The organism is Phycisphaerales bacterium, from assembly GCA_016699835.1.
Taxonomy (GTDB): Bacteria; Planctomycetota; Phycisphaerae; order Phycisphaerales; family UBA1924.
Window position 1 is genome coordinate 2,610,933 of the sequence record CP064987.1, and the last position, 23,155, is coordinate 2,634,087.

At 65.8% G+C, this 23,155-nt stretch carries 15 protein-coding genes; 1 reads left to right on the plus strand and 14 read right to left on the minus strand.

Annotation, left to right across the window (positions count from 1 at the left end):
* The first annotated feature begins 6 nt into the window (after nt 1-6).
* A complete protein-coding gene (ychF, locus tag IPK69_10805) occupies nt 7-1,110 on the plus strand; it encodes a redox-regulated ATPase YchF (protein ID QQS08470.1) in 1,104 nt (367 codons plus the stop codon).
* Between the two features lie 10 nt (nt 1,111-1,120).
* Here the strand turns inward: ychF and IPK69_10810 are convergent, their stop codons facing one another.
* From IPK69_10810 to IPK69_10875, 14 genes are all read right to left on the minus strand, one after another.
* Nucleotides 1,121-3,460, minus strand: a complete 2,340-nt coding sequence (locus tag IPK69_10810) for a hypothetical protein (GenBank protein ID QQS08471.1) — start codon at nt 3,458-3,460, stop codon at nt 1,121-1,123.
* Between the two features lie 221 nt (nt 3,461-3,681).
* Nucleotides 3,682-4,794, minus strand: coding sequence for a PIG-L family deacetylase (locus tag IPK69_10815; GenBank protein QQS08472.1), 1,113 nt, complete (start codon nt 4,792-4,794; stop codon nt 3,682-3,684).
* 171 nt (nt 4,795-4,965) lie between these two features.
* On the minus strand, nt 4,966-5,793 hold the full coding sequence (locus IPK69_10820) for a hypothetical protein (protein QQS08473.1): 828 nt from the start codon (nt 5,791-5,793) through the stop codon (nt 4,966-4,968).
* Between the two features lie 412 nt (nt 5,794-6,205).
* Nucleotides 6,206-10,930: a hypothetical protein gene (locus IPK69_10825; protein ID QQS08474.1), complete on the minus strand. Its 4,725-nt coding sequence runs from the start codon at nt 10,928-10,930 to the stop codon at nt 6,206-6,208.
* The gene (locus tag IPK69_10830; GenBank protein ID QQS08475.1) at nt 10,927-12,342 is read right to left on the minus strand and encodes a sugar transferase; all 1,416 of its coding nucleotides are present in this window, start codon (nt 12,340-12,342) and stop codon (nt 10,927-10,929) included. Before IPK69_10830 ends, IPK69_10825 begins: the two co-directional genes overlap by 4 nt.
* Nucleotides 12,343-12,358: 16 nt before the next feature.
* The gene (locus IPK69_10835; protein QQS08476.1) at nt 12,359-14,794 is read right to left on the minus strand and encodes an AAA family ATPase; all 2,436 of its coding nucleotides are present in this window, start codon (nt 14,792-14,794) and stop codon (nt 12,359-12,361) included.
* Nucleotides 14,791-15,495 carry an exosortase-associated EpsI family protein gene (locus IPK69_10840; protein QQS08477.1) on the minus strand — a complete coding sequence of 235 codons (705 nt, stop codon included), beginning with the start codon at nt 15,493-15,495 and terminating at the stop codon, nt 14,791-14,793. Before IPK69_10840 ends, IPK69_10835 begins: the two co-directional genes overlap by 4 nt.
* 18 nt (nt 15,496-15,513) lie before the next feature.
* On the minus strand, nt 15,514-16,395 hold the full coding sequence (locus IPK69_10845) for an exosortase/archaeosortase family protein (protein ID QQS08478.1): 882 nt from the start codon (nt 16,393-16,395) through the stop codon (nt 15,514-15,516).
* Nucleotides 16,392-17,315 carry a hypothetical protein gene (locus IPK69_10850; protein QQS08479.1) on the minus strand — a complete coding sequence of 308 codons (924 nt, stop codon included), beginning with the start codon at nt 17,313-17,315 and terminating at the stop codon, nt 16,392-16,394. Before IPK69_10850 ends, IPK69_10845 begins: the two co-directional genes overlap by 4 nt.
* A 264-nt stretch (nt 17,316-17,579) precedes the next feature.
* Nucleotides 17,580-18,374: a WecB/TagA/CpsF family glycosyltransferase gene (locus tag IPK69_10855; GenBank protein QQS08480.1), complete on the minus strand. Its 795-nt coding sequence runs from the start codon at nt 18,372-18,374 to the stop codon at nt 17,580-17,582.
* A 167-nt stretch (nt 18,375-18,541) separates the two neighbouring features.
* Complete coding sequence (locus IPK69_10860; GenBank protein QQS10471.1) at nt 18,542-19,513, minus strand: glycosyltransferase; 972 nt, start codon at nt 19,511-19,513, stop codon at nt 18,542-18,544.
* 20 nt (nt 19,514-19,533) lie between these two features.
* A complete protein-coding gene (locus IPK69_10865) occupies nt 19,534-20,817 on the minus strand; it encodes a glycosyltransferase family 39 protein (protein QQS08481.1) in 1,284 nt (427 codons plus the stop codon).
* Nucleotides 20,814-22,061, minus strand: a complete 1,248-nt coding sequence (locus IPK69_10870; GenBank protein ID QQS08482.1) for a glycosyltransferase — start codon at nt 22,059-22,061, stop codon at nt 20,814-20,816. Before IPK69_10870 ends, IPK69_10865 begins: the two co-directional genes overlap by 4 nt.
* Nucleotides 22,058-23,155, minus strand: coding sequence for a polysaccharide deacetylase family protein (locus tag IPK69_10875; GenBank protein QQS08483.1), 1,098 nt, complete (start codon nt 23,153-23,155; stop codon nt 22,058-22,060). Before IPK69_10875 ends, IPK69_10870 begins: the two co-directional genes overlap by 4 nt.

Below are 23,155 nucleotides of genomic sequence, written 5' to 3' on the forward strand. Positions count from 1 at the left end.
AGCAGGATGGAAGCAGGAATCGTCGGTCTCCCCAACGTCGGCAAGAGCACGCTGTTCAACGCCCTGACCCAGGCCGGGGCGCTCGCGGCCAACTATCCCTTCGCCACCATCGAGCCCAACGTCGGCGTTGTCCCCATCCCCGACCCACGACTCGACATCATCAAGTCCCACATCCAGACCCAGAAGATCCTCCCCGCGTCGCTGCGACTCGTCGACATCGCCGGCATCGTCAAGGGCGCGAGCGAGGGCGAGGGTCTGGGCAACAAGTTCCTAAGCCACATCCGCGAGGTCGACGCCATCCTCCAGGTCGTTCGCTGCTTCACCAAAGCGCCCGGTGGCGAGGACATCGTCCACGTCTCGGGCAGCGTCGATCCCCTCCGCGACATCGAGATCATCCAGACCGAACTCATCCTCGCCGATCTGCAATCTGTGGAGCAGGCACTCTCCAAGGCCGAGCGAGCGGCGAAGGGTGGCAAGCCCGAGGACGTTGCACGGGCCGCGATGCTCAAGGCCGTCCTGCCCGCCCTCCAGGCCGGCAAGCCCGCGCGCACGGTCAGTGTCTCCGACCCCGAGCAGCAGCGTCAACTCCGCCAGTTCGGGCTGATCACGGCCAAAAAGATCCTCTACGTGATGAATGTGGACGAGGACGACCTGCTGGGCGAGAGCGAGATGTGCAAGGCCGTCCGCGCCCACGCCGCCAAGGAAGGGGCCGAGGTCGTGCCGGTCTGCGCCAAGATCGAGAGCGAACTCTCGCAGATGGAGCCCGCCGAGCGGCAGGAGATGCTCGAGGCGTTGGGGCTGAAAGAGCCCGCCCTCGCCGCCGTTGCCCACGCGGCGTACCACCTGCTCGGCTTGCAGAGTTACTTCACCGCCGGGCCCAAGGAGGTCCGCGCGTGGACCGTCCCCGTGGGCGCGACCGCGCCCCAGGCCGCGGGCGTCATCCACACCGACTTTGAGCGTGGCTTCATCCGCGCCGAGATCTACTCCGTCGCCGACCTCGAGAAGTTCAAGACCGAGAAGGCGATCCGCGAGGCGGGCAAAATGCGCGTCGAGGGGAAGGACTACGTCATGCGCGATGGCGACGTCTGCCACTTCCTCTTCAACGTCTGACGCCCCGCGTTCAGCACCCAGCCTGGAATCGGACCAGGAAGTACAACAGGTCATCGATCGTCACGGCACCATCGGGGGTTCCTGTGCTCGTGCCGTCGTCCACGTCGGCCGCCGTCGTGCCCGACTGGAAGATCACGACGTAGTAGAGCAGGTCGTCGATGGTGACAGCCCCGTCGGGCATGCCCGTGCCGCTGCCGTCGTCGATGTCCGCCGTGCATCCGACGATCCTTGCGATGTTCGCGCCGGAGGCGTTGTCGATCGCCGCGAACGTGCCGCCGATCACGAGCGTCCGGGCGCCGCCGCCCTGGTATGAGTACCCAACGCGTGGCTGGGCGCCAAGCGTGGTGTCGGCGCCCGTTCCGACCTGGCACCAACTCGTGCCGTTCCACTTGGCGATTCGTGCCGCGGGGATGCCGCCGATCGTGTTGAAAAAGCCGACGGCATAGAGGGCGTCGCCCGACCCGTCGTTGTGCGTGAAGAGGTCATAGATCTCGCCATCGGCGCCGCCGGCCACGTCCTGCCAGCCGTTGGTCGAGTCCCAACGCGCGATGCGATTCGCGGAGGTCAGGCCCGCGGTGGTGAAGGTGCCCGCCACGTACAACTGACCGTTATAGATGGCCAGGCAGTTCGCGTTGTTGTTGAGCCCCTGCGCGATCCGCATCCACGTCTGCGTCGCCTCGTTGTAGCGGGCGATCCGCAGCGCGGGCTGGGCGGCGTTGCTGTTGTAGTTCTGGGTGAAGATCCCGCAGGCGTACAACTCGTTGTTGTACACGACCATGTCGTACACCCAACTGTTGAACCCGTCGCCGACCTGCGTCCAAGCCGTCCCGTTCCACCGCGCGACGCGACCCACCTGCGTGGAGCCCGAGAAACTGAAGGCCCCGGCCGCGATCAGTTCGTTGTTGAATGTTGTGAAGTTGTACACATCGCTGTTGAACCCATCACCCGCGGCGACCCAGTTTGATCCGTCGAATCGCGCGACCCGGTTGTATCCGGTTCCCGCGTTGACGTAGAAACCGCCGCCCGCCCAGAGTTGACCGCCGAACGAGGTGAGGGCGTAGATGTCCGCGATGAAGTCGTACGAGCCGACACGCTCGAAGGTCGCCCCAGTGAATCGCGCGATGCGCCCCACCGGCAACCCGTCGGCCCGGCTGAACGAGCCCGCGACGTACAGGTCATTGTTGTGCTTCACGAACGCATACGGCCGACCGTTCACGCCGTGACCGAGGTCCGACGCGTATGCCCCATTCCACTCCGCGATGTAGTTCGCGTAGAGCAGTGGTAGATTCGCCGGCGATCCCACAGCGTTGAAGTCGCCCCCCACGAGGAGTTTCGTCCCCGAGCCGTCGTTGTACGCGATCATGGATCGAATCGTGGAGTTGAAGTCCGCGATCTGGGTCCACTCGGTGTTGTTCCAGCGTGCGAGGTATCGATAGTTGTCCACGCCCGCCACAGAGAACGCTCCGCCCACAAAGAGCGCGTTCCCGCTCCCGTCGTCATGCTCATAGAGGGTGTACACAGTGCTGTTCACGCCCGCTCCGACATCCACCCAGGCCGTCCCGTTCCAGCGAGAGAGTCGATTGAGCGAGGTCGTCCCCGACTGCGTGAAGTTTCCGCCCGCGTAGAGCGAGCCGTTGTAGGTTCCGAGGCAGTAGACGTCGTTGTTGGCGAAACCGGCGCCGACGGCGGCAAATGAGTTCCCGTTCAGGCGCGCCACGCGGTTCACGGTGACCCCATCGGCGGTCAGGAAGCGTCCCGCGACGTACATCTGATTGTTGAACACCAAAAGCGAGGAGGCCGAATCGCTCAGCCCGCTCCCGATCGAGGTCCAGATTCCCCCGCTGAGCCTCGCGATCCTGTTCAATGGTGTCGCGCTCCCGAAGGCCGCCGTGAAATCACCCGCGACGTACAACTCGTTGTTATAGACCGCGAGCGCATTCACACCGGAGTTGAAACCCACGCCAACAGGCTCCCACGCCGAGCCGTTCCACTTGGCGACGTACCGAGTATTGGTCGTCCCCGACATCGTGAAGATGCCCCCCGCGTACAACTCGTTGTTGAAGACGCACAGCGTGTACACGTACGAGTTGAAACCGTCCCCGATTGGGTGCCACGATCGCCCGTCCCAGCGGGCGACGTATCTCGCGGTCGTGCCGCCGGCATGGCTGAAGAGCCCCGCCGCGTACACCTGTCCGTTCCAGATCACCATCGAGCGCACGGAGTTGTTCATGTCTCCCGAGGCGAAGGAGTCGCTCCAGGTCGTGGGACACGACTGGGCCCGAGCCGGCGAAGCACACAGGAAAAGAACAACGCCCGCAACCAGCGCGAGCCCGCGCCACACGTTCGTCATGCCACGCATTGCCAAGCACTCCAGACGGACAGGGTTCAATCTCGGATGAGTCGAATCTGAGAACTACCGACCTCATTAGGCTACCGATTCCAAAGGCGACGTCAAGGAAGAGCATGCACCACCGGGTCTCTCGCCATCTCGATCGATGAACCTCGGACATGCATGGACGCGACTTGGAGTTGGTCCCATAATCGCGTTGGTCTGGCGTCCGCAAGCCAACGTTACCCGCCCACAAGGAGGCTGAAGATCGCCTCGGAGCCGAGGATCACGCCGGTGTCAAGGCCGAGCGCTCCGGCGATCATGGCGAGACGGCGCTCGAGTTTGGCGCGTTGCCACCACGCGATGCCGAGCATCACCAGGCTGATCGCGAAACCGGCGATAACGATCTCGGGCCCGCCTCCCCAGTGCCGCGCCGCCGAGAGCCCCAGCGAGAGCATCGCCGCGCTCGCCGCCGCGAAGACGCTCAGCCAAAGGAGGAGCAACGACGCGCCGACTCGTCGAAATCCGATTGTGGTGTACCACGGATGACTCAGGAGCGTTCGCGCCGACTCGAGGGAGACCGTACGGAGGAGATCGGGGAACCCGAACGCCCTCTCGAGCAGCGCGGGATTCTGCGAGGTGAAAGCGCGGAGGAGCGCGCGTTTCGCTTCGAGTCGCTCGCGATTTGGAGCCAGTTCAAAGCCACGAGGCCCGCACACGAAGTTCGCTCGAGTATGCACGGCCTGGATCGCGAGTGCGCGTGCCAAGAACGGGATGCTCATCACCAACTGCAGGAGCGCCCGCTTGGGCGTGCGAGTGAGCGAGACGGCGGCGTTGTACTCGGGGGCTTCGAGGATCTCGAGGTCCGGGCGATCCACGGTGCGGAGCGCCGAGAGAGACAACCGCCGCGTGGTCGCGTGATCGGCGTGCAACTCACCGTCCGCCGGGATGACCACGCGAGAGTGTGTCGGGACGCTCCGCAGCACGTCCGCGATCGCGGCCTCGGCGTCACGCAACTCCGCCACCGTCTGGGCGCTGTTCATGCCGATCGGCGTCTCGGGGAGATCCATGAACGTCAGCGACGGCTCCGGAACGCCCACGGATTCCCAGGCGGCCACGGTCTCGACGCGCCGACGCGTCGAAATCTCCGAGCCGGGCTTGGTGCACCCTGCGGTCAGATAGACAATGCGGACCTCGTGTCCCTCGGCGAGGGCCGCGAGCGCCGTCTCGCCCGCCATGATGACGCAATCGTCCGGATGGGCCGCGAGTATGAGCAGTGGCTTGGGCGCGATCGCGCGTTGCCCGGGGCGGAACATCACCCACCAGACGCCGACGCACGTCATTCCTACAAGCACGGGGACACTCGCGGCCACAGGAACATACTGATACATTGCGCGATCTTCCGTGAAACGACGGGTTGAACTCTCGTGCACGCCGGTTCCACCGGCGAGAGCGTCATTCTACAAACAAAGAAAAGCCCCCGCATAGGGGCTTCTTTGAAAGTCTCAGATTTGTGGCGACTCGGATCAGGCTCGGGCGAGTTTCCGCCGGCGGGCATACCGAACGCCAGCCAAGCCGACGAGCATCCCGACGCCGGCCAACGCCGCCGGGGGCAAGGGGATGATGATCAACTGGTCCTGGCTCCCGCCTCGCGAGACCGCGCTGAACCCGGGGAGTGCTGTGCTGTACGACAGCGCCGCGTCACGGAAGTTGAGGAAGTAGTTCATGACCGACGTGCTCATGTTGCTGAAGCGCATCATGCCGTTGGAGGCGAAGTTCGCCGCGTCGGGGTTGTCGAAGACGATCTCCCAGACGAGCATCTGGAAGGCGGCGGCCATGTCGGAGTTCGCGGCGTCGGCGGCGGATGCCGTGCTGGTGTTCATGTTGTTCCACCCGCCGAACGTGTTCAGGAGCGGATTCGGGCCGCTCTGGGCGAAGTTGTAAAGTTGGGCAAGTCGCTCGGATCGGGCCAGGCCCATGGGCGAGACGATCGGGCCGTTGGTGGCCGGTGCGTTCTTGGCGTCGATCATCTCGTAGCGGCGCCAGCGGGAATCGACGCTCTCGAGCACGTCGGTGCAGAACGTGCCGAGGACCATCCCGTCGAGGGTGCTCGCGGTCGCGTTGTTCAGTTGCGTCATCGAACTGGTGCCGCGGTCGCTGAACTGGTGTTGCAGCGCCCCGATGCGAAGCGCGCCGTTGTACACGCGAGCGCTCCCGGCCCAGATCTCGGTGTTCACGACGCGGCTGGGGCCTGCCCCAATGAACCGCATGTCCACCTGATCCGCGAGTGCCGATGTGCCGACGACCGACCCGGCGACCAGCGCGGTCGCCACCACGAGAAGTCCCTTCCGCATGGCCCAACTCTCTTTCTGTCCGTTCGCCGTCGCGTCCCTCCCAGGATGACGGCGAACTCCCTCAAACCCAATCTCCCACCGATGCTCCCTCAGCACCGGCGCTGGGTCGCCACAAGTTCGCAAGCACTAGGCTCGCGGTTGCGACGAACTCAAACCCGATTGACAAAGCCATCGCCTTGCCAACAGTCCATGCTCCCAGGCGGTTCAGAAACCCTCACCGCAGGCCGCTCTCCCAGCAGCCCTAGAAACCGATCGCGTCAGACACGACCGCTCCCACATTAGGGAAAAATACTCCGCTCCGTCACGTGAAGTGTACTTGACAATCTGCCGTCCGACAAGGTATTACGCGCGATTATCACGAAGATTCATTCAGATTTTTTGTCTGTTGTGTAAAAAACAACAGACCTCACGGCTATCGACCCTGAGTCGCGGGATCGTGTCCGGCCGAGAACGTGTTCCGAAGCACGGCGAGTTCACGGATGGACCCCAATGACAGAGCCGAGAACTCCGACGGGCGTTGAACCAGGGATTCCACCAGTCCACGCGCCTCCTCACGCTCGGCATGGCTGCCATCCATCAAGAGGGACGCCAGGACTACCCGCGCGTTCCCGGAAGCCGGCTCCAAGGCGATGCCCTCGCGTAGGCGGTCGATCGCCTCGCTTCTCGCACCCAGACGGCGCAAAGCCCGCGCGAACGTTGTGAACGTCGCCGCTGAGGGAAGGTCGGCACACGCCACCGAGGCCAGTTCTCGGGCGTGGTCGAGCATGGCCCGCTCAGACTTGGTGTTCAGGATCGATCCTGCGACGTTGTTCATGATTCCGGCTCGAACCTCCTTGGAGAGCCCCTCCAGGCGGAGCAGCCGCTCTCCGATCGCAATGGCCGCAGCCGGGTCACCCGCAAGATCCTGGGCCTGGGCGAGGGTGAGTTGGAGCGACAGATCGCCCGGGCGACGATTGGCAAGTGGGGCAAGCAGCGATACGGCCCTCTTGGCGACCGGGGCCGGATCGGTCTGGTCTCGCTGGGCGAGCCTCGCGTCGATGCCGTCGAGGAGTGCTTGCGCCAGCGCCAGATTGAGCGCCGGAACGTTCGCGCCAAGGCGGGTGTACGCGTCCTCGAGCATGGCGAGGGCCTCGGCCCGATGCTCGGGCTTCGCACGAAGGATCGACGCGAGGTTCACGATCGCGTCCACGTTGACCGGATCGATCTGCAGCACACGCCTATAGGAATCGGCGGCCTCATCGAGTCGATCTGCACGCTGGAATGCCTGCGCCAGAATCCGATGGATTCCCGCGTCGGAGGGCTCGGCGTTGCGCATCAGCGTGAGGATGTCGAGGGCCTTGGTTGAGAAGCCCGCACGCTGGGTCTCGAACCGCCCGGCGAGCGTGGACCACGCTGCCGCCAGCGCGAGCCGGTCCTCGCGCGAGGATGACGCGCTCGACGCGGAGGCCCGCTCGATCCATCGCTGGGCGACATCGAGGGTCCCGAGTTCGCTGGCCGCAGGGAGCCACACCGCGTCGCGGATGATCGGGGAGTTCTCGATGAGCGGGCCGACGAGCGACTCGGCCTCGTCCGCGTGCCCGCTCGCGAGGGCGGCCCGAACATAGATATCGATCACTCCGCGCGAGAAGGGATCCGACGGCGAGGCGACGGCGGCATGGATCACCTCGCCGAGCATCTCGTACGCCCTTCGGCTCTCGTCGAGGGAGAGATTGGCCATCGCGATCGCGGCGACCACGAACTCGTCGGAGGACGGGTCGCGATCGCGCCATGCGCGGGCCGACGAGATCACCATGGGCCAGGCGCCAAGCCCGGAATAGACGGTCGTCGCGAGTCGCGCCGGTTCCGAGGCCGTGGGAAATCTCGAAAGTGATCGGCTGACGACGCTGGCCGCCCGCTCGAGTTCCGGCGGATCGAGCGTGAGGAGTTGGCGCACGACGAGATTCTGCACGGGGAGGCTCGCGGGATAGCGCTGGGCGAGCGAGACGAGGAAGTCCGGTGTGTCGAGTTGGCCCGCGTCGTACGCGCGCCCGATGGCGCGGACGATCTCGGCATCGTGCGCGTGCCGAGGATCGTTGGCGAGCGCATCGGCGAGACCCGAGAGTCCGCTCATTCCATGCTCGGCGACGAGCGTCTGCTGCTCGAGGAGCGCGATGGGGGCGCTCGACGAGAGCGTGGCCTTGGCGCGGGTGATCGACTCCTTCGCGCCGCGGAGGTCGCCACGTCGCAGGAGCAGCCCGATCCGGCGGATCCACGCGTCCTCGTGCGATGGTTCAGCGTCGCAGGCCTCGGCGTATCGATCGAGCGCGAGTTCAAAGTCGCCCTGGAGTTCCGCCGACTCGCCCACGATCACGAGTCGTTGTCCCGGCGAGATGGACAAGGTCTCGAGTTTGGCCAGAACACTCGCGGCCTGATCCCGATCGCCAAATCGAGCGAGCGCCGCGCTCACGATGGGGATCGAGGAGAGCGACAGGTTGGCATCGACGAGCGAACGGTACTGACGCCGGGCCTCGGTGGTCTCGCCAGTGTCGCTCAGGAGTTCGGCGTACGCGAGCACGAGATCAGGGTCGGGCGTCGCGCCACCCGTCTGCACGAGGTCGCGATAGATCGCGAGCGCGGGCTGATCGGCGCCTTGGACGCGGAGCATCGAAGCGGCACGACGGCGGAGATCGTGATTGGTCGGGTTGTCGCGCGCCACACGCTCGAGTTCCGTGCGGGCCGCCTCAAAATCCTGGAGCGATTGCAGCACCGCGGCGACGCGGAGCCAGATCGGGCCCGGGTTGGGCGAGGCGACCGCGGCCAAGCGGAGGTTCTCGAGCGCCTCGCTGGGCATCGGACGGACGCCGCGGTCGGGGGCCTCCATCAGCAGCGCATCGGCCAGGAGCACGCGAGCATCGACCATCCTTGGGAAGTCCCGGCAAATGCCGCGCAGGATCGCCGCGGCGTCGTCACGTTGTGCGAGCGTCGGGTTGTTCAGCAGAATGGCCTGCGCACTCGCGAGGCGGGCGTCGACGGAGGACTCGGGGTCCTGTCCGGTTGCCGCGCGGAGGCTTCGGTTGATCTGCGCGAGGAACTCCGCATCGCGCGAGGCGAGCGAGGATCGCAACGCGGCCTGGAGCACGCGCGCCTGATCGCCGCCCTCACGCACCACGCCGCGCCACGCCTCTGCGGCCTTGTCCGAGTGGACCGAATCCAGATAGACCGCGCGCGCGAGTGAGAGATCGAGTTTCTGTTCGGGCGAAGCGCCAGCGATCGCGTCGTCGAGAACCCTGAGCCCCTCGTCGGGTGTGCCGCGATCCGCGAGGATCGCCGCGTTGCACGAGGCGAGGTTGGCATCCATCCCGAAAGCGCGCTCGGCCGCCGCGATCGCCTGGTCCTCGACGCCCAGGTGATGCCGGGCCGAGACCCGCGCGAGTTCGACGAGTCCGTTCTGTCCCAGTCGCTCGGGCGAACGGGTCCACGACTCGGCGAATGTGGTCGCATCCTTGGAACGATCGAGCATCGCGAGCAGGGCCGCTTTCTTCGGCACGATCTCGCTCATCATGCCCGTGTTCGCATTTGCGTCGGCCTCGAGCGAGACTAGGGCATCATCCGCGAAGCGCAGGAGCGCCTCGGCGTCGTTCGGGACAGTGGCCGCCACCCCCGCGCGCGCGACGCCCGCCGAGAATCGGGCGAGTGCCGCCGCCGAACTCCGTGGCGCGATCTGTTGCGCGACGTCGGCCGACTTGATCGCGTCCTCGATCAGACCGAGCGAGAGGTATCCGCGGGAGAGGCTGACATGGGGGAGCGCCCACCCCGTGCTCGCGGGGAGTTCGACGCACGCCTTCCATGACGCGATCGCCTCCTCGGTTCGACCAACGCCCGCGAGCATCTCGCCGAGCATGAAGTGCAGGATCGGTTCTGCGGCGTACACACTCAAGGCCTCGCGCACCGGGGCCAGCGCCTGATCGAACGACTTGGTATCACCAGGCGTCGAGCGCATCGTTGCCCGGGCCGCGAGCGCGAACGCGTGCGCGCGATAGTCGAATGCCCCGCGGGCCTCGAGCATCGTGAGCCGCTCGTCCGCCGCGGCGTTGTCTCCACGCTGCTCGGCGGCGAGGACCTGGGGAATCAGGAGCAATGTCCCCGGCTCACCGCGCGGCCCGGAATCATCGCGGAGTTGCATTACATCGTCGAGGCGTCCCGCGTACAGCCCACGACGGGCCGCCACCATCACGAGTTCCGGTGAGAGCGTCCGCAACGCTCCTGCGGCAAGGACGGCGGCGGCGTGCTCGTGCCCACCGAGTGCGTCCATGATCGAAGCCACACGCGTGACGAAGACCTCATCGTCCGGTACAACGGCGTGGTCGGTGGTTCGAGGCGGTTGCACGGTCAGGCCCACGAGCGTGCACAACTGCGGGAAGAGCGATTCGAGGTCCGAGCGCCGTGAGAGATCCGCCGTCGCGAGCAGCGAGATGAGCCGCGCCCGCTGGTCCAGCGGGTTCGCCTCCAGCAGTTTCGCGGCGATGGCGGCGCACTCCTCGGGCTTCCGCGCGTCGCGAAGGAGCGTGAAGAGGTCCAGGTGGGCCGCGACATCCAGTGGGCGGATGTCGATGATCCGGCGAACCAGTGGCATGATCTGCGACTCGGGGGCGCGAAGTCCCACGAGCGCGCCGACCTCGGCCCTCAAGACAGGAAGATCACTTTCTGTCGCGAGCGAGAGCGGATCGGGGCGGATGAGGCGGGCGCGATCCCGCGCTTCGAGCATCATCCCCGCGCGTTCATACACTTTGAGGAGTTCGATCGACACATCACGATCCGTTGGGCTCGTGCTCAGGTACGACCCGATCCAGCGTGCCGCATCGCGCAAGCCATCTCCTGTGGGACTGGGCGACTCTCGACGCGCCCGGCCGTACTCAAGCATCGCACGCGGTGCCGCTTGCGACGGCTCGACTCGACGCAGATACGAGCCCAATCGCTCTTGCACCATCGCGTAGTCGTGGCGATCCGCGGCGGCGAGTCCCTCTCGAAGGCTCACCGTCGTCGCCTCGTGCAACTGGCTTTGTCGTGCGGCGTACAGCCCGCCCCCGGCCGCCGCGCCCACCACCAGGATGATCGCGAGGAGTTTCAGACGACGCACGGTCTTGGTTCGAAGTCTCATCGGCGCGTGAATCCTCGGACCATCATCTCGACGGTCTTGTAGATGATGTACAGGTCAAACCAGAGGGACTGCTTCTCGACGTATTCCATGTCGTACTTGATCCACTCCTTGAAGTCCTCGTCCTCCTGGCGCGTGCGCCGGACCTGCCACAGCCCCGTGATACCCGGGCGGACCGAGAGACGCGTCTCGCGCCACGGGGGCGAGAACTGGTTCTCCTTGTACGGGCTGGGCCTCGGGCCCACGATCGACATGTCGCCCTTGAGCGAGTTGAAGAACTGGGGCAACTCGTCGATCTGGTACTTCCGAAGGACCTTGCCGATCTTCGTGAGGCGAGGGTCCTTGTCCGGATCAAGAAAGAACTGCGGGCCGTCGGCCTTGTTCTCGGCTTTCAGACGCTGGGTGATCTCGTCCGCGTCGTTGCGCATCGAGCGGAACTTCATGCACCCGAACTCGCGGGCGTGGATCGTCTCCCGCTTGTGGAAGTAGAAGATGGGGAGGCCGTCCTCGAGCCACGTGAGCAACGCCACGATCGGATACACGGGGAGCGTGAGCAGTATTGCCAGGATCGAGAAGACGATGTCGAACCCGCGCTTCACCATCGCGGAGAAGGGCGGGATCTGGGGGACGAACTCCTCGCTCTTGCCGTCGAGCGCCTCGAGTTCCATCCACTCGACGGTGTCGCGCGGCGGACGGGCCTCGGGCTTGTCCCACATCACGCTCGGGCCGACGGCCGTCGTGCCGTCCTTCACCTCGCGCCCCGCGCCGATCCACAAGGGACCGACGCACGCTCCGGGTCGATCGATCGTCGAGGAAGCGTGGGCCCAGACGCCCGGCGTGACCTCGCGCAGTTGCCGGATCGTCGCGTCGGGTCTGGTCCACGTCGCCATGAGTTCCTGGAGGAAGAGCGCCCGTTCGAGCGGATCGCTCGCGTTGAAGACCCGCCCCTCGATCTTGCAGGTGTACCGCTCGGCCCGCGGGACGCGCTGCAGGAAGAGCGCCCGGGCCGTGTGCGTGTCCGAGGCCAACTGCCAGATCTTGGCGATCTCGCGGTCGGGCGTGAGTGCGACGCGCGCGACGCGGTGGTCCACGCCGCGATACACGCGTGAGAAACGCACGAATCCGCCGTCGTCAGTGGTCTCGACGTCCTCGCGATAGCCGCTCTGCCGCGGATCGACAAGGCGGATGTTCGTCAGTTTCGGGTCGAGCCAACTGATCTCATCGAGGATGCGTGCCGGCCGGAAGATCGCCAGGGTGTCGGGGTGGAGCAAGAGGTACAACTCCGCCTGGGGCACGAGTTCGACGCTCTTGTCAGGAACGACGACCTGGATCCCACGCGACGCCCAGAATCGCGCGTGCAGATCGGCGGGTCCAAGTCCCCACAGGCTCTGCTCGCTGGTGCTCTCCTGGACCACGCACGCCTCCTCGTGGTCAGGACTTTGTCGCCTTCGGCGCGCTGGAATCGCTCGAGCGGGGCGTGCCAAGGTCAGCATTGGTGCCCGCGTCGTCAAAGGCCTCATCGTGCGCGTGATTCGAGGTCCCGTTCTTGCCGGCGCGGTCGTCCTCGCCCACGCCGATCTCCATCGCGAGCGTCTGCGCGATGGGTCCGGCCTTGGAGAGACGGCTCTTGGCGCGATTGAGCGCCTCGCGATCAGGGAGTGCGCCCGGCACCGTCCGGACAGACGCCGTCGTCACCGAGCGACGGAAGTCGCCCCCGGTCGCTCGATTGAACACCACGCCCAAGACGCGCCCGCCCAGCGAGTTGATGCGGTTGATGGCCTTCTGCACGAACGAACTCTGCTGCCCGCGCCCGACCACGAGCACCACGCCGTCCACAAGCCCCACGCACATCGACGCCTCGAGGCTTCCCAGGATCGGTCCCGTGTCGATGAGCACGGTATCGAAGTTCTCGCGGGCCTCGGCGATGAGGTGCTGGATTGCCTTGGTTGAGATCCGCGAGACGTGCGCGTCGTCGCCGGCATTGCAGGGAATGATGCTCAATCCCGGGATCTGCGTCTGCTCGACGTACCCCTTGATCGTCCCCGCGCGGATCGCCGCCATGACCCCGGGGCGATTGCGGACATCGAGATTCGACGTCAACCCCGTGCCCACGAGGTCGAGATCGATGAGCAGCGTCCGCGCGCCCGAGGCGGCGTACGACAGCCCGAGCGAGAGCGTCAGGCTCGTCTTGCCATCGCCCGAGGTCGGGCTGGTGAGAGAATAGACGCTCCCGCCCTCGATCTGCTGCGCGTTGATCTGCATGAGCAGACGGATCTGGTGCACGCAGTGCGCCGCCATCGCCCGTTGCTCTTCGGTCGCCATTTCCTTGGGAAGAATCGGCAGGATCCCCAGGAGCGGCCCGGGAAGCCCCGTATGGTCGCCATCATCTGAATACCGGAAGCGACGATCGACGAGTCCGATCAGCAGCATCGCGGCGATCGGGATCGTTCCACCAAAGACCAGGCCTGCCGCGGCGTACGTCTTGCGCTTGTCCACCGTCGGCTCGCTCGGCGAGAGCACGTCGGGACCGACGGCAACCTCTTGCAACCCCTTGGATCGATACTGCCGATCGATCATGCGCCGGCGCAACTCGCTCTCCAGGTTCGTCGCGTACTCCACCCGCTCCTTGAGCTGCGAGGTGAGTTCCTGGATCTTGGTGCTCTTTACCGCAATCTGGCGGGCGTTCTCGGTGGCGGCGTCGGCGGCACGCTTGGCTTCCTCGTAGCGCTGCCGAAGCACCTCATCGGAGTCGCCGGGGTTAATGCCGGTTCCATTCGGCGTGATCGCGATCTCGCCGCCGTTGTACTGACGCACGCGCACGTCGATCTCGGCGTTGACCTGTGCGAGTGTCTGCCTCGCCCGTTGGAGCGGCGCCCACTCGTCCTTGTAGCCGACCTTGGTCCAGGCCTCGATCTGGAGCTCAAGATCCTGGCGATTCTTCAGCAGTTCCCTCATCGCGGGATCGATGAGCGCGATGTCCGCCGGGGTCTTGGGCGTGACGGGGTCCGTGGTCTTTGGCTTGCCCGCGCCCTCGACATCGAGAAGCCCCCGCGCCCGCATCTGCTCCTCGAGCGCGATCTTCTTCAGGCGATACATGCTCGCGGTCTGCTCGGCGGCCTGATACACGTTGCCCAGGTCGGGCGTCCCGAACTCCTCGGAAAGACTCGCGACCTGCTTGCGCAGAGTGTCGATCTCGTTCCGTCGGACCTTCAGTTCGTCCTCGAGGGTCTCGAACTCCTGCTCGTGCCCGAGTTGCTGCTCGACGGAACGATCCTCCTTGAACTTCTCGAGCAGGAGCGTCGCGGCGACCCGCGCGAACTCCCGGTCCTTGCTCACCATCTGCACATAGATGAAGTCCGAGTTCGGCGAGACACGGATGTGCATCGCGTCCACCACGTCGTCCACCGCGTCGGGCGCCTGCGAGTACCCCGCCTTGCGCCAGCGGTCGTCCGCGATCACCTTCTGGAGCAGTTGCGGGCGTTGCAGCAGCGTCGCCTGCGTCTGGGCGAAGCGATCGGGATTGACATACGGCTGGGCCGGTCCAACAAGCCCGCCCTGGTTCGGGTTCAGGCGGATCGTCCCCTCGCTGAGGAACATCGGCTTGGTGGACTTGAACCCGACGACCGCGCCCGCGACACCCAACGCCGACGCGAGGCAGAGCGTCAGCGTGTACCGTCCGCGCAGGAGTTTGTGGACCGTCTTGAAGAGGTTGGAACCAGACGACGCCTGGCCGGCACCCATGTCGGGCATCGCCGGCGCACCGCCATAGGGCAAGTACCCCGCCGGTGCGCTGTGGAACCGAGGGTCATACGAGGGCTCGCCATCACGCGGATAGCCCTGTGGGGGTTGTGATCGGAAGTTGTTCATCCCTCGTGCTCGGCACTCCCCTGTAGGTTCTCAGGCGTTCCTGGGTTCGCCTGGATCGTACGAATGACGTCGGTTATCAGACCAATCATCATCGAGACGTCTTTTTCTTCTTCGGCCCGAGGACGGGTGCGGGTCAAGAGCACCTGGACCTGAGTCGCGCCGAAGTTCCGGAGCGTGAGGTCTCCCGAGGCGTCGCGGACCGCCGCCATCGACGCGACCACCCCGCGCTGAGGAAGCATGAAGAAGTCGTACACGACCATCTCGGAGCGCGAGCCGAAGGTGTCCTGGAGATAGGTGTAGCGGACCATCGGGATCGTCCCAGCCGGGGTTGGCACAAGGACGCCCTCGCCGGGTGTGGTCTCGACCCAGCCGTGGGCCGGGTAGCAGTTGGGGGGGTAGTGACCGCTGAGATCGCGGATCCGCTCGCAGTGGACGACAACGAGGCGCGCGCTGGCGCCGGTCCGAGTATTGGTGTACTCGCGGGCGAGCGTCGCCGTCGGGCGGAGGAGTTCCTGCGCCTCGGTCGGAACGGGAATCTCGGTGCTCTCCCACTCGCCGAAGGTTGCTGGCACGCGCTCGATCGCGGCGGCCACGCGCTCATGGAACGGGCCGGCATCCACGAGCACCGTGCGCGCGCGACGCTCGAAGAACAACCCCACCAGGAGCAGCACGATCAGGATCTTGGCGAACTTGTTGAACACAGGTCGAGGATCTCCGGGCTATTGGTACGCGAGCGTGTATCGGTTGACGGGGAGGAGCGCCCACTGCAGCGCGCGCACCACGCCCAGCAGCAGGAAGAAGCAGATCGGCAGCATCAGCCACCCGCTGATCCGGTGGACGTCCTCGGCGTATCGGCTGATCGTCTCGCTCCCAAAGAGCAGGGCGAGCGCCGAGAGACGGAGGACGTTCATGCCCAGCGCGATCGCGGGGCTGGCGATCAGGATCGTGATCCGGGCCCACGTCTGGAGCGGGCGGCTGAAGGCGAACGCGTACGAGACGAGCACCAGGGCAAAGACCATGCGCATCCCGTTGCACGCCTCGGCGATGCCGACGTCGACGCCATTGATCTGGAGCACGTTTCCTGTTCGCTCCACGTTTTTGCCGAGCGTCTCGAGCAGGGCCTGCGAGGCCTGGGCGCCGAGTCGCTGGAGCGGGATCGAGAGCGACTGGCGGACAACCCCGGGGACGGGAACGAGGAAGAGGAGCACGAGAAACGCCGGGAGGAATCGGAAGAAGACGTACTTTCCCAGCGCGCCCATCGCCAGCCCGACCGTGACCAGCACCGCTCCCAGATGGAAGAGCGATTCAAAGCCCTGACGCGAGCCGACAAAGAGCGAGAGCCAGCCGAGGCCCGCGATGATGGGACCGATGATGAGTCCGCCCGGAGGGCAGCGCAAGAGTCGGATCCGACGCGTGTGCGCCATCCACACCGCCACGATCGGGACGAGGAAGATGTGGCTCGCTTCCTGGTCCTTCACGGCGATCTCGAAGATGTCTCTCCACGCGTCGAGCGTCAGCCAGACCCCGGCGCACGCGAGGGCGATCGCGCACAGGACGTGCGTGGGCTTCCAGCCTTGCTGTCGAAGCGACTGAGGGATCACGCTCGGCCTCCCGAGCGGCTGCTCCCGGAGAGCCCGCGAACGACCGTGCCCACGACCGTCTCACCCGCGCCCACCTTGCCGCCGGGGCAGACGACCGAGCGGATGACCAGGGCTCCGGCCTCGACGCGCCCGCCGCGCAAGACGACCGCGTCGTGCAACTTCGCCGACTTCTCCACGATCGCCTCGTTCTCCATGAGGCTGAAGGCGCGTTCCCACTGCTCGAGGTTCGCGAAGTCGGCGCGGGGCTTGCCGTCGCGCGCGTGGCACCACTCCTCGAGCGCGTAGATGTAGTTCTCCAGCGTGCGGATGGGGAGGCCCACGCCATGCGATCGCCGGACGACGCGGACGCGATGCGACTTCGAGAGCAGCGGGAGCGCCTGCTCCTTGAGATCGAGGTAGCCGCGCTCCTTCAGCGATCGAACAGCCCCCGCTCGAATGAGGTAGAGGCCGACCGGCATGCCGTCGTCGTGGGCGAGGAGCGCGATGTCGGCCCCGGTCGCCAGGAGGTCGCTGACGATGGGCGCGAGTTCGTCGATGAGCAACTGATTCCCGCTCGCGACGAGCAGATAGTCGTCGGGCGCATAGTCGCGTGAGAGATCACGAATGATGCCGGCCGTCCCGCGGATCTCGGCGAAATCGGTCTCGATCGTGACCGAGGTGCGCGGCATGGCGCGCGGGCGACGTGGGACGGGCGAGGTCCGATCGATGATCACGCGGATCGGAAGGCTTGAAAGGCCGAGGCGCTCGGCCGTCGCGGAGACGTTCTTGCACCACACGCCCATGACATCAAGCCCATCGGCGACGGGGAGTTCGATCAGCGGGCGCTCGGCGCCGATGGAGAGGTCGCTCTGGCGCAGCGTGCCGCCGAGCAGGAGCATGGCCTTGAGTCGGCTCGGGGCGATCGGGGGTGTTGTGGGCATCGTTGGGCGTGGGTCCTTGGCGATGCCGTGGCGTGGATCCTGTGTGGGCGACCCCCCAAGACCAGGGATCGACGCCGATCCCGATGTGCGATTCTCCTCCAACATGCCAGCCCCCGCGCACGAGATACCTACCGGGCGGACGGTTCATCGGCCATTTTCCCGGCATAGTCCACGCCACTGTCACGAGTTCACGGAGGCCCCAAAGAGGAGCCCGGCGTGGACACGATGGTAAGCCCAAAGGCCTGTGGTTTCCGGACTTCGTGGTCAGTTGCCGCGGAGCCCACGCCACGCCGACCACACGAACAGCCGTAGCGCAAATGGAAGCCCGTCCACCAGATACCGCTTCATCAGCCTTCCCGGCTCCTGGATCATGCGGTGCAACCATTCAAAGCCCAAACGCTGGATCCACATCGGCGCGCGTTGGACCTCGCCGGTGACGAAACTGAAACTAATTCCGATGCCGAGGAACCAGGCCTTGGGGACGGCGTCGCGGATGGCGGCGGTCAGGTGCTCCTGCTTGGGGAAGCCCAGGGCGACAAAGACGATGTCAGGCATGGCACGCATGACCTCGTCGGCGATGTGGGCGATCTTCGCGGGATCGTTCTCGAAGCCAAACTCGGGACAGTGCGTCCCGGCGATGACGAGCGTTGGATGCTTCGCGAGGAGTGTCGCGGCGGCACCTTCGGCGGCCTTGGGGTTGCCGCCGAGGAAATAGACGCGATGGCCGAGGCGGGCGGCTTGGGCGGTGAGCGACCAGATAAGGTCGGAGCCGGCGACGCGCTCGGGGAGGGGCGTGCGCTTCAGGCGGCTGGCCCAGATGAGCGGCATGCCGTCGGGAACTCGCACGGTTGCGCGCGCGACAAGGGCTCGCTCGTCGGTATTGGTAGCGCAACGTCGGAGGATCTCGAGATTCGGCGTGACCACCCAGCCACCTCGACCTGCGGCGAGTTCGGCGGCGACAAACGACGGCAGAGAGTCATTGGTGAAGGCGTCGAGATCCACGCCCATCAGGTGAACGACGGGAGGGCGCGGCGGGGAGTCTTGTGAGTTGGTGGACATGGAAGGCGAACGCAGAGGACGTGGAGGAGTTTCAGAGGGAGACAGAGTGGAAGAGGGTGGATGGTGTGGGATGGGGGTCTATGTGAGTCTGTTCAACCAATGGAGAAAGGGGAGGAGGGGAATCCCCATGCGGAGCGTGGGGGTACGCAATGCAAGGAGTCACTCTTTCATCCCTTTGTGTTCCTTTGTGAATCCTCGGATTTCCTCTGTGTTCCGCCTTTCGGGTTCCAGCGACTCGCCTGGCGCTCGTTGAGCGATCTGGTGGCGGCGGCCTTGCCATGGATGAGGGCGTCGCGCTGGTAGGCGCGGAGGAACTTCCGGAACTCGAGGTCGTTGTAGCGGGGCTTGGCGGTGAGCGCGCTCTTGATGTAACCCCACCACATGGCGAGGCCGCCGATGAGGACGGGGTGCTTCGGCAGGCGGAAGATGGCGCTCGCGGTCATGTACGAGAAACTGGTGCCCATGAACCACTGGCCGAAGCCGTGACGAGTGCGGCCTTTCCAGATGCTCTGCTGGCTGGACCCCATCGGGCGAAGGTGGGTGAAGCGGATGTCGGGCTCGTCCCACGAGGCGGCGATCCAGCCGAGCATCCGGCAGCGGTGGCAGTCGATGCCATCCCACATGACCTCGCGGACGAACCCGCCGATCTGCTTGAAGCACTCGACGCGATAGAACTTGATCATGCCAACGGACATCTCATCGCCGCACCCCTCGCTGACGAGTTGTCCCGTCGAGGGGTGGGGGAAGTACGGCTTGCCGGAGCACGTGCCGAGGCGGGGCTGCGCGGCCATGCGTTCGCACATGATCTCGAAGTATCGGTTTGGGATGTCGAGGTCGAGATCGAGTTTGACGATGAAGTCGAACTCGTCCATGGTGATCGTGTCGAGCCCGGCATAGAAGGCCTCGATGACCCCGGGGCCGACGGCCCGCTTGCCGCGGTCGCTGCGCGTGAGCACGCGGAGGTAGGGCATTTTGGGTTGGTATTCGGCGAGGATCTTCGGGGTGTCGTCGGTGGAGCCGTCATCGACGACGAGGAGGAGCGCGGGCTGGATGGTCTGGTTCAGGAGTGAATCGAGCGTGCGGCGCATGTACGCGGCTTCATCGCGACAGGGAGCGACGATGGCGTAGCGCGTGGGCATGGCGGGCGAGGGCGGCGTGGTCATGCGGCGATCGCCTTGTCGCGGTTGTAGGTGCGGCGCTCACGCCAGCGGTCGAAGAGCACGCCGATCGAGACGCCCGCGAGGCACGCGACCAACGGCGTCGCGGGGATGATGTATCGATCCTGGATGACATAGATCGCGTGAAGGAGGGCGAAGTAGACCCAGATGACGAGGATCGGGTTGGTGACGGTCTTGAGGAGACCGACCTCGCGGACGAGCATGACGATGCCGACGATCGCCCCGGCGATGGCGGCGAACCAGTAGGCAGTGCTGAGACCCTTCAGGAGTTTCATGCCCATCTCGCCGATGCGCGGGCGCAGGGCGTCCTTGTTCCAGACGACGCCGATGGTCTGCGGGCCGTGCTGGAGGATGAACTTGGTGGTGGTGCGTTTCACAAACGCGCCGGGTTCCTGCTTGATGTAGTCGGTGGCGCGGCGCATCAGTTCGCGATCGATCTGGGCCTGGTTGAGGTCGGGGAAGACGGGCGGCTCCTGGTAGTTGCCGTTGGTTCCGGGGTTGTTGCCCATCCAGAAGTTGGTGCCGTTGTTCGCGGAGATGGGGACGAGGTCGTGGTAGAGGGTGTAGTTGCGATAGGTCCACGGGGCGATGATGGCGGCCATGAGAAGGCCCAGGCCGAGCGCGGTAACGAACGTCCGGGCGCGGCGTGGCATGAAGAGGAACTCCAGGCCCGCGAGGATGGGCGGAATGAGGATGGCGGTCGCGCGGATGTAGACGGCGAACGCGAAGAGAACGCCCGTGAGCAGAGCGCGAATGACTGGTTTCTCGCGCATCGTGACCCAGGCGAGCGTGCCGCCGACGAGGAACGTGGTGAAGGGGAGCTCGCTGGAGAGGACGGAGGTGAGTTGGATGTGGACAGGCCAGAGGGCGAGGATCGCGCCGGCGACCAGGGCCGGGGTTCGCGAGAGGAGCGTGTCGGCGAGGCGGATCGTGAGGTAGACCGAGAGGCTGCCGAGGATGATGTTGAGGACGACGACGGGGAAGAAGGCGATGCCGAAGATCTTGTACATCGCGGCGATGATGAAACTCGTGCCGGGCGCCCAGAAGGCGGAAGGCTCGTCGGGATGGAAGCCGAACGTGCCGTGGTTCACGAGATTCTGGGCGAAGGTGTCGTAGGCGACGCAGTCGGAACTGGGGATGCAGGGGATGAGCACACCCCAGAGCAGGCGCAGGCCCAGAGCGACGAGGACGATCAACTGGACCTCGCGCGAGCGCCACGACAGCGGTGGGGCGGATGGATCGGATTGGACGGTCGTGCTCGTCACGTGCGTGTTTCCGCGTGGTGTGGGTCGAGGTGCTTGAGAAAGAGATCGGTCATCTGGCGGCCGAGATTGGCGATGTTGTACTCGTCGATGATTGTTTGTCGGGCGGCGCGGCGCATGGACTGGAGTGTGTCGGGAGATTCGGCGACGGTTCGGATGATCCTGGCGAGGTCCTCGGGCGATCCGGGCGGGCAGACAAGGCCCGAGACGCCGGGAACGATGAGTTCGGGGACGCCGCCGACGGCGGTGGAGATGGGGATGAGTTCCTTGGCCATCGCTTCCATGAGGACGACGGGGACCCCCTCCATGAAACTGGAGACGATGAGCGCGTCGTTTCGGTCGTAGGCGGCGGGGATGTCGTCCTGGCCGAGCGGGCCGGTGAAGGTGATGCGGTCGGCGAGGCCGAGGCGCGCGGCCTGGTCCTTGAGCGAGCGCTCCATCTGTCCCGAGCCGACCATCTCGAGGCGCCAGTCGAGGCCCTGGGCCTTGAGCATGGCGAGCGCATCCAGGAGCATGGGATAGCCCTTGATCGGCTCGAGGCGACCGACGGTGAGGAGGCGGATGGGCCCGGGGTGACGCGGTGGGGCGGGTGTCAAGACCTGTGGATCGACGGCGCAGTGGGCGATGTGGAAGCGATCCCAGACGCTGGGGCTGGTCCACGCCATGATCTGGGCGCGGCAGAAGTTGGAGATGGCGCGAACGAAACGGGCGGACTCGCACTTGGCCTTGAGGTTGATGCGATGGACGTCGAAGAACTCGGCCGAGCCGTGGATCGTCATGCTGAAATCGATGGATGGTTCGGCGACGCAGGCGAGGAGGGCGACGGCGGCGCCGTTGTTGGCCATGTGGACGTGGAGATGGCAGATCGATCGGCGGGCGAGTTCGCGCGCGAGGAGGATGGCCTCGCAGGCGTAGGTAACGGATCGGAGCCGAGCGGCAAGGCCATCGGCGGAGATGGATTGGGCGCGGGCGTGGGTGCGGAGCGTGCGGATCGGGTGCGTGATCGCGTGAGCGAGTTGGGCGAGGAGGAGGCGTGGCTTGGAGGCGAGGAGGCAGAACGTGTTGGCCGCTTCCTTCGCGTGGTGCTCGCCCAAGGTGTCCTCGCGTGAGGGGATGCGCACGGAGAAGGTGTCGATGGTGAGATCGATGGAATGGGCCGCGACGTGCTCGCGGATGGCCCGGATCTCGCGCTCGATGAACGTGTGCGAGAGTTTGGGGTATTGGGTGTTGAGGTAGGCGATCTTCACGATTGGTGTATCGGCTGGGTTGGGGAGGCGGTGGAGGAGTTGGGCGATGGCTTGGGTGCAGGCGGCGCTTTGCCGGCGAGTTTTCGGATGGCGTGTCGGAGGAGGGAGATCTCGGCGAGGAGGGCGCGCGGGTCGTGTGTGCCGTGGGCCGTCACGTGGTGCGGGTTCATGTCGATGCGCGGGATGGCGTAGGTGTCGGTGTGCTCGTCCATTCGGCCTGGGGCGGTTGAGACGGCATAGGAGTATCCCGCGAGGCGGACGGCCCGCGCGGTGTCGGTGGAGTAGGAGCCGTTGGGATAGCAGAAACCGGTGGGGGCGTTCGGCTCACCGAGGATCGTGGTGAGGGCGGCACGAGAGGAATCGATCTCGGTGCGCTGGGCGTCGAGTTCGAGCGTGGTGAGGATCGGGTGGGTGACGGTGTGCGCGCCGATCTCGTGGCCCTTCGCGGACATGGCGCGGAGTTCGTCGAGCGACATCATGTGATCGAGGTCGTGTCGCGGCGGGGTCGAGGGTGATTCTTGAAGAGCGTCAATGGCGGCGTCGCGGGCGGAAGGAGAGAGCATCTTGAGCGCGTTGACCCACTCGCGGGCGGTCATGGTGGAGGAGGAGTTGGCGAGAGTGGCCGCGCCGAGGGCGTTTCTTGCGGCGTCGGGCGTCGAACCACGGAATCGACGGATGGCGCGATCGAACCAGAGTTCGCCGGGCGTGCCGACGAGACCGGTGACGATGTAGAACGTCGCGGAGAGACCGGCGGCAACGAGGATGGGGGCGGCGACCCGGGCGTTGTCGGCGTAGCCATCGTCGAAGGTGATCGCGATGGTGGGGCGTTCTTCGGCATAGTCGCCCATGCGCGCGCGAGCGACGGCGTCGTGGGCGCGTCGGACATCGAATCGGCGGGCGAAGAGTTCGACCTGGGCGCGGAAGGCCGACTCGGGCATCACGAGATTGGGGAGCGTGGAGCGTGCCCAGAGATCGTCGGGAAGGACGCGGTGGTACATCAGGATCGTCACGCCATGGCGCATGGCGCGGGCGCGGCGTTCGATGACGCCGAGCGCGCCGAGCGTGCGATCGAGGATGGACCTGGCGAGGGACAT

Coding starts and splice junctions, on each gene's coding strand:
- ychF (QQS08470.1), top strand. CDS start 7: ATGGAAGCAGGAATCGTCGGTCTCCCCAACGTCGGCAAGAGCACGCTG.
- IPK69_10810 (QQS08471.1), bottom strand. CDS start 3,460: ATGACGAACGTGTGGCGCGGGCTCGCGCTGGTTGCGGGCGTTGTTCTT.
- IPK69_10820 (QQS08473.1), bottom strand. CDS start 5,793: ATGCGGAAGGGACTTCTCGTGGTGGCGACCGCGCTGGTCGCCGGGTCG.
- IPK69_10825 (QQS08474.1), bottom strand. CDS start 10,930: ATGAGACTTCGAACCAAGACCGTGCGTCGTCTGAAACTCCTCGCGATC.
- IPK69_10835 (QQS08476.1), bottom strand. CDS start 14,794: ATGAACAACTTCCGATCACAACCCCCACAGGGCTATCCGCGTGATGGC.
- IPK69_10850 (QQS08479.1), bottom strand. CDS start 17,315: ATGCCCACAACACCCCCGATCGCCCCGAGCCGACTCAAGGCCATGCTC.
- IPK69_10855 (QQS08480.1), bottom strand. CDS start 18,374: ATGTCCACCAACTCACAAGACTCCCCGCCGCGCCCTCCCGTCGTTCAC.
- IPK69_10860 (QQS10471.1), bottom strand. CDS start 19,513: ATGCCCACGCGCTACGCCATCGTCGCTCCCTGTCGCGATGAAGCCGCG.
- IPK69_10875 (QQS08483.1), bottom strand. CDS start 23,155: ATGTCCCTCGCCAGGTCCATCCTCGATCGCACGCTCGGCGCGCTCGGC.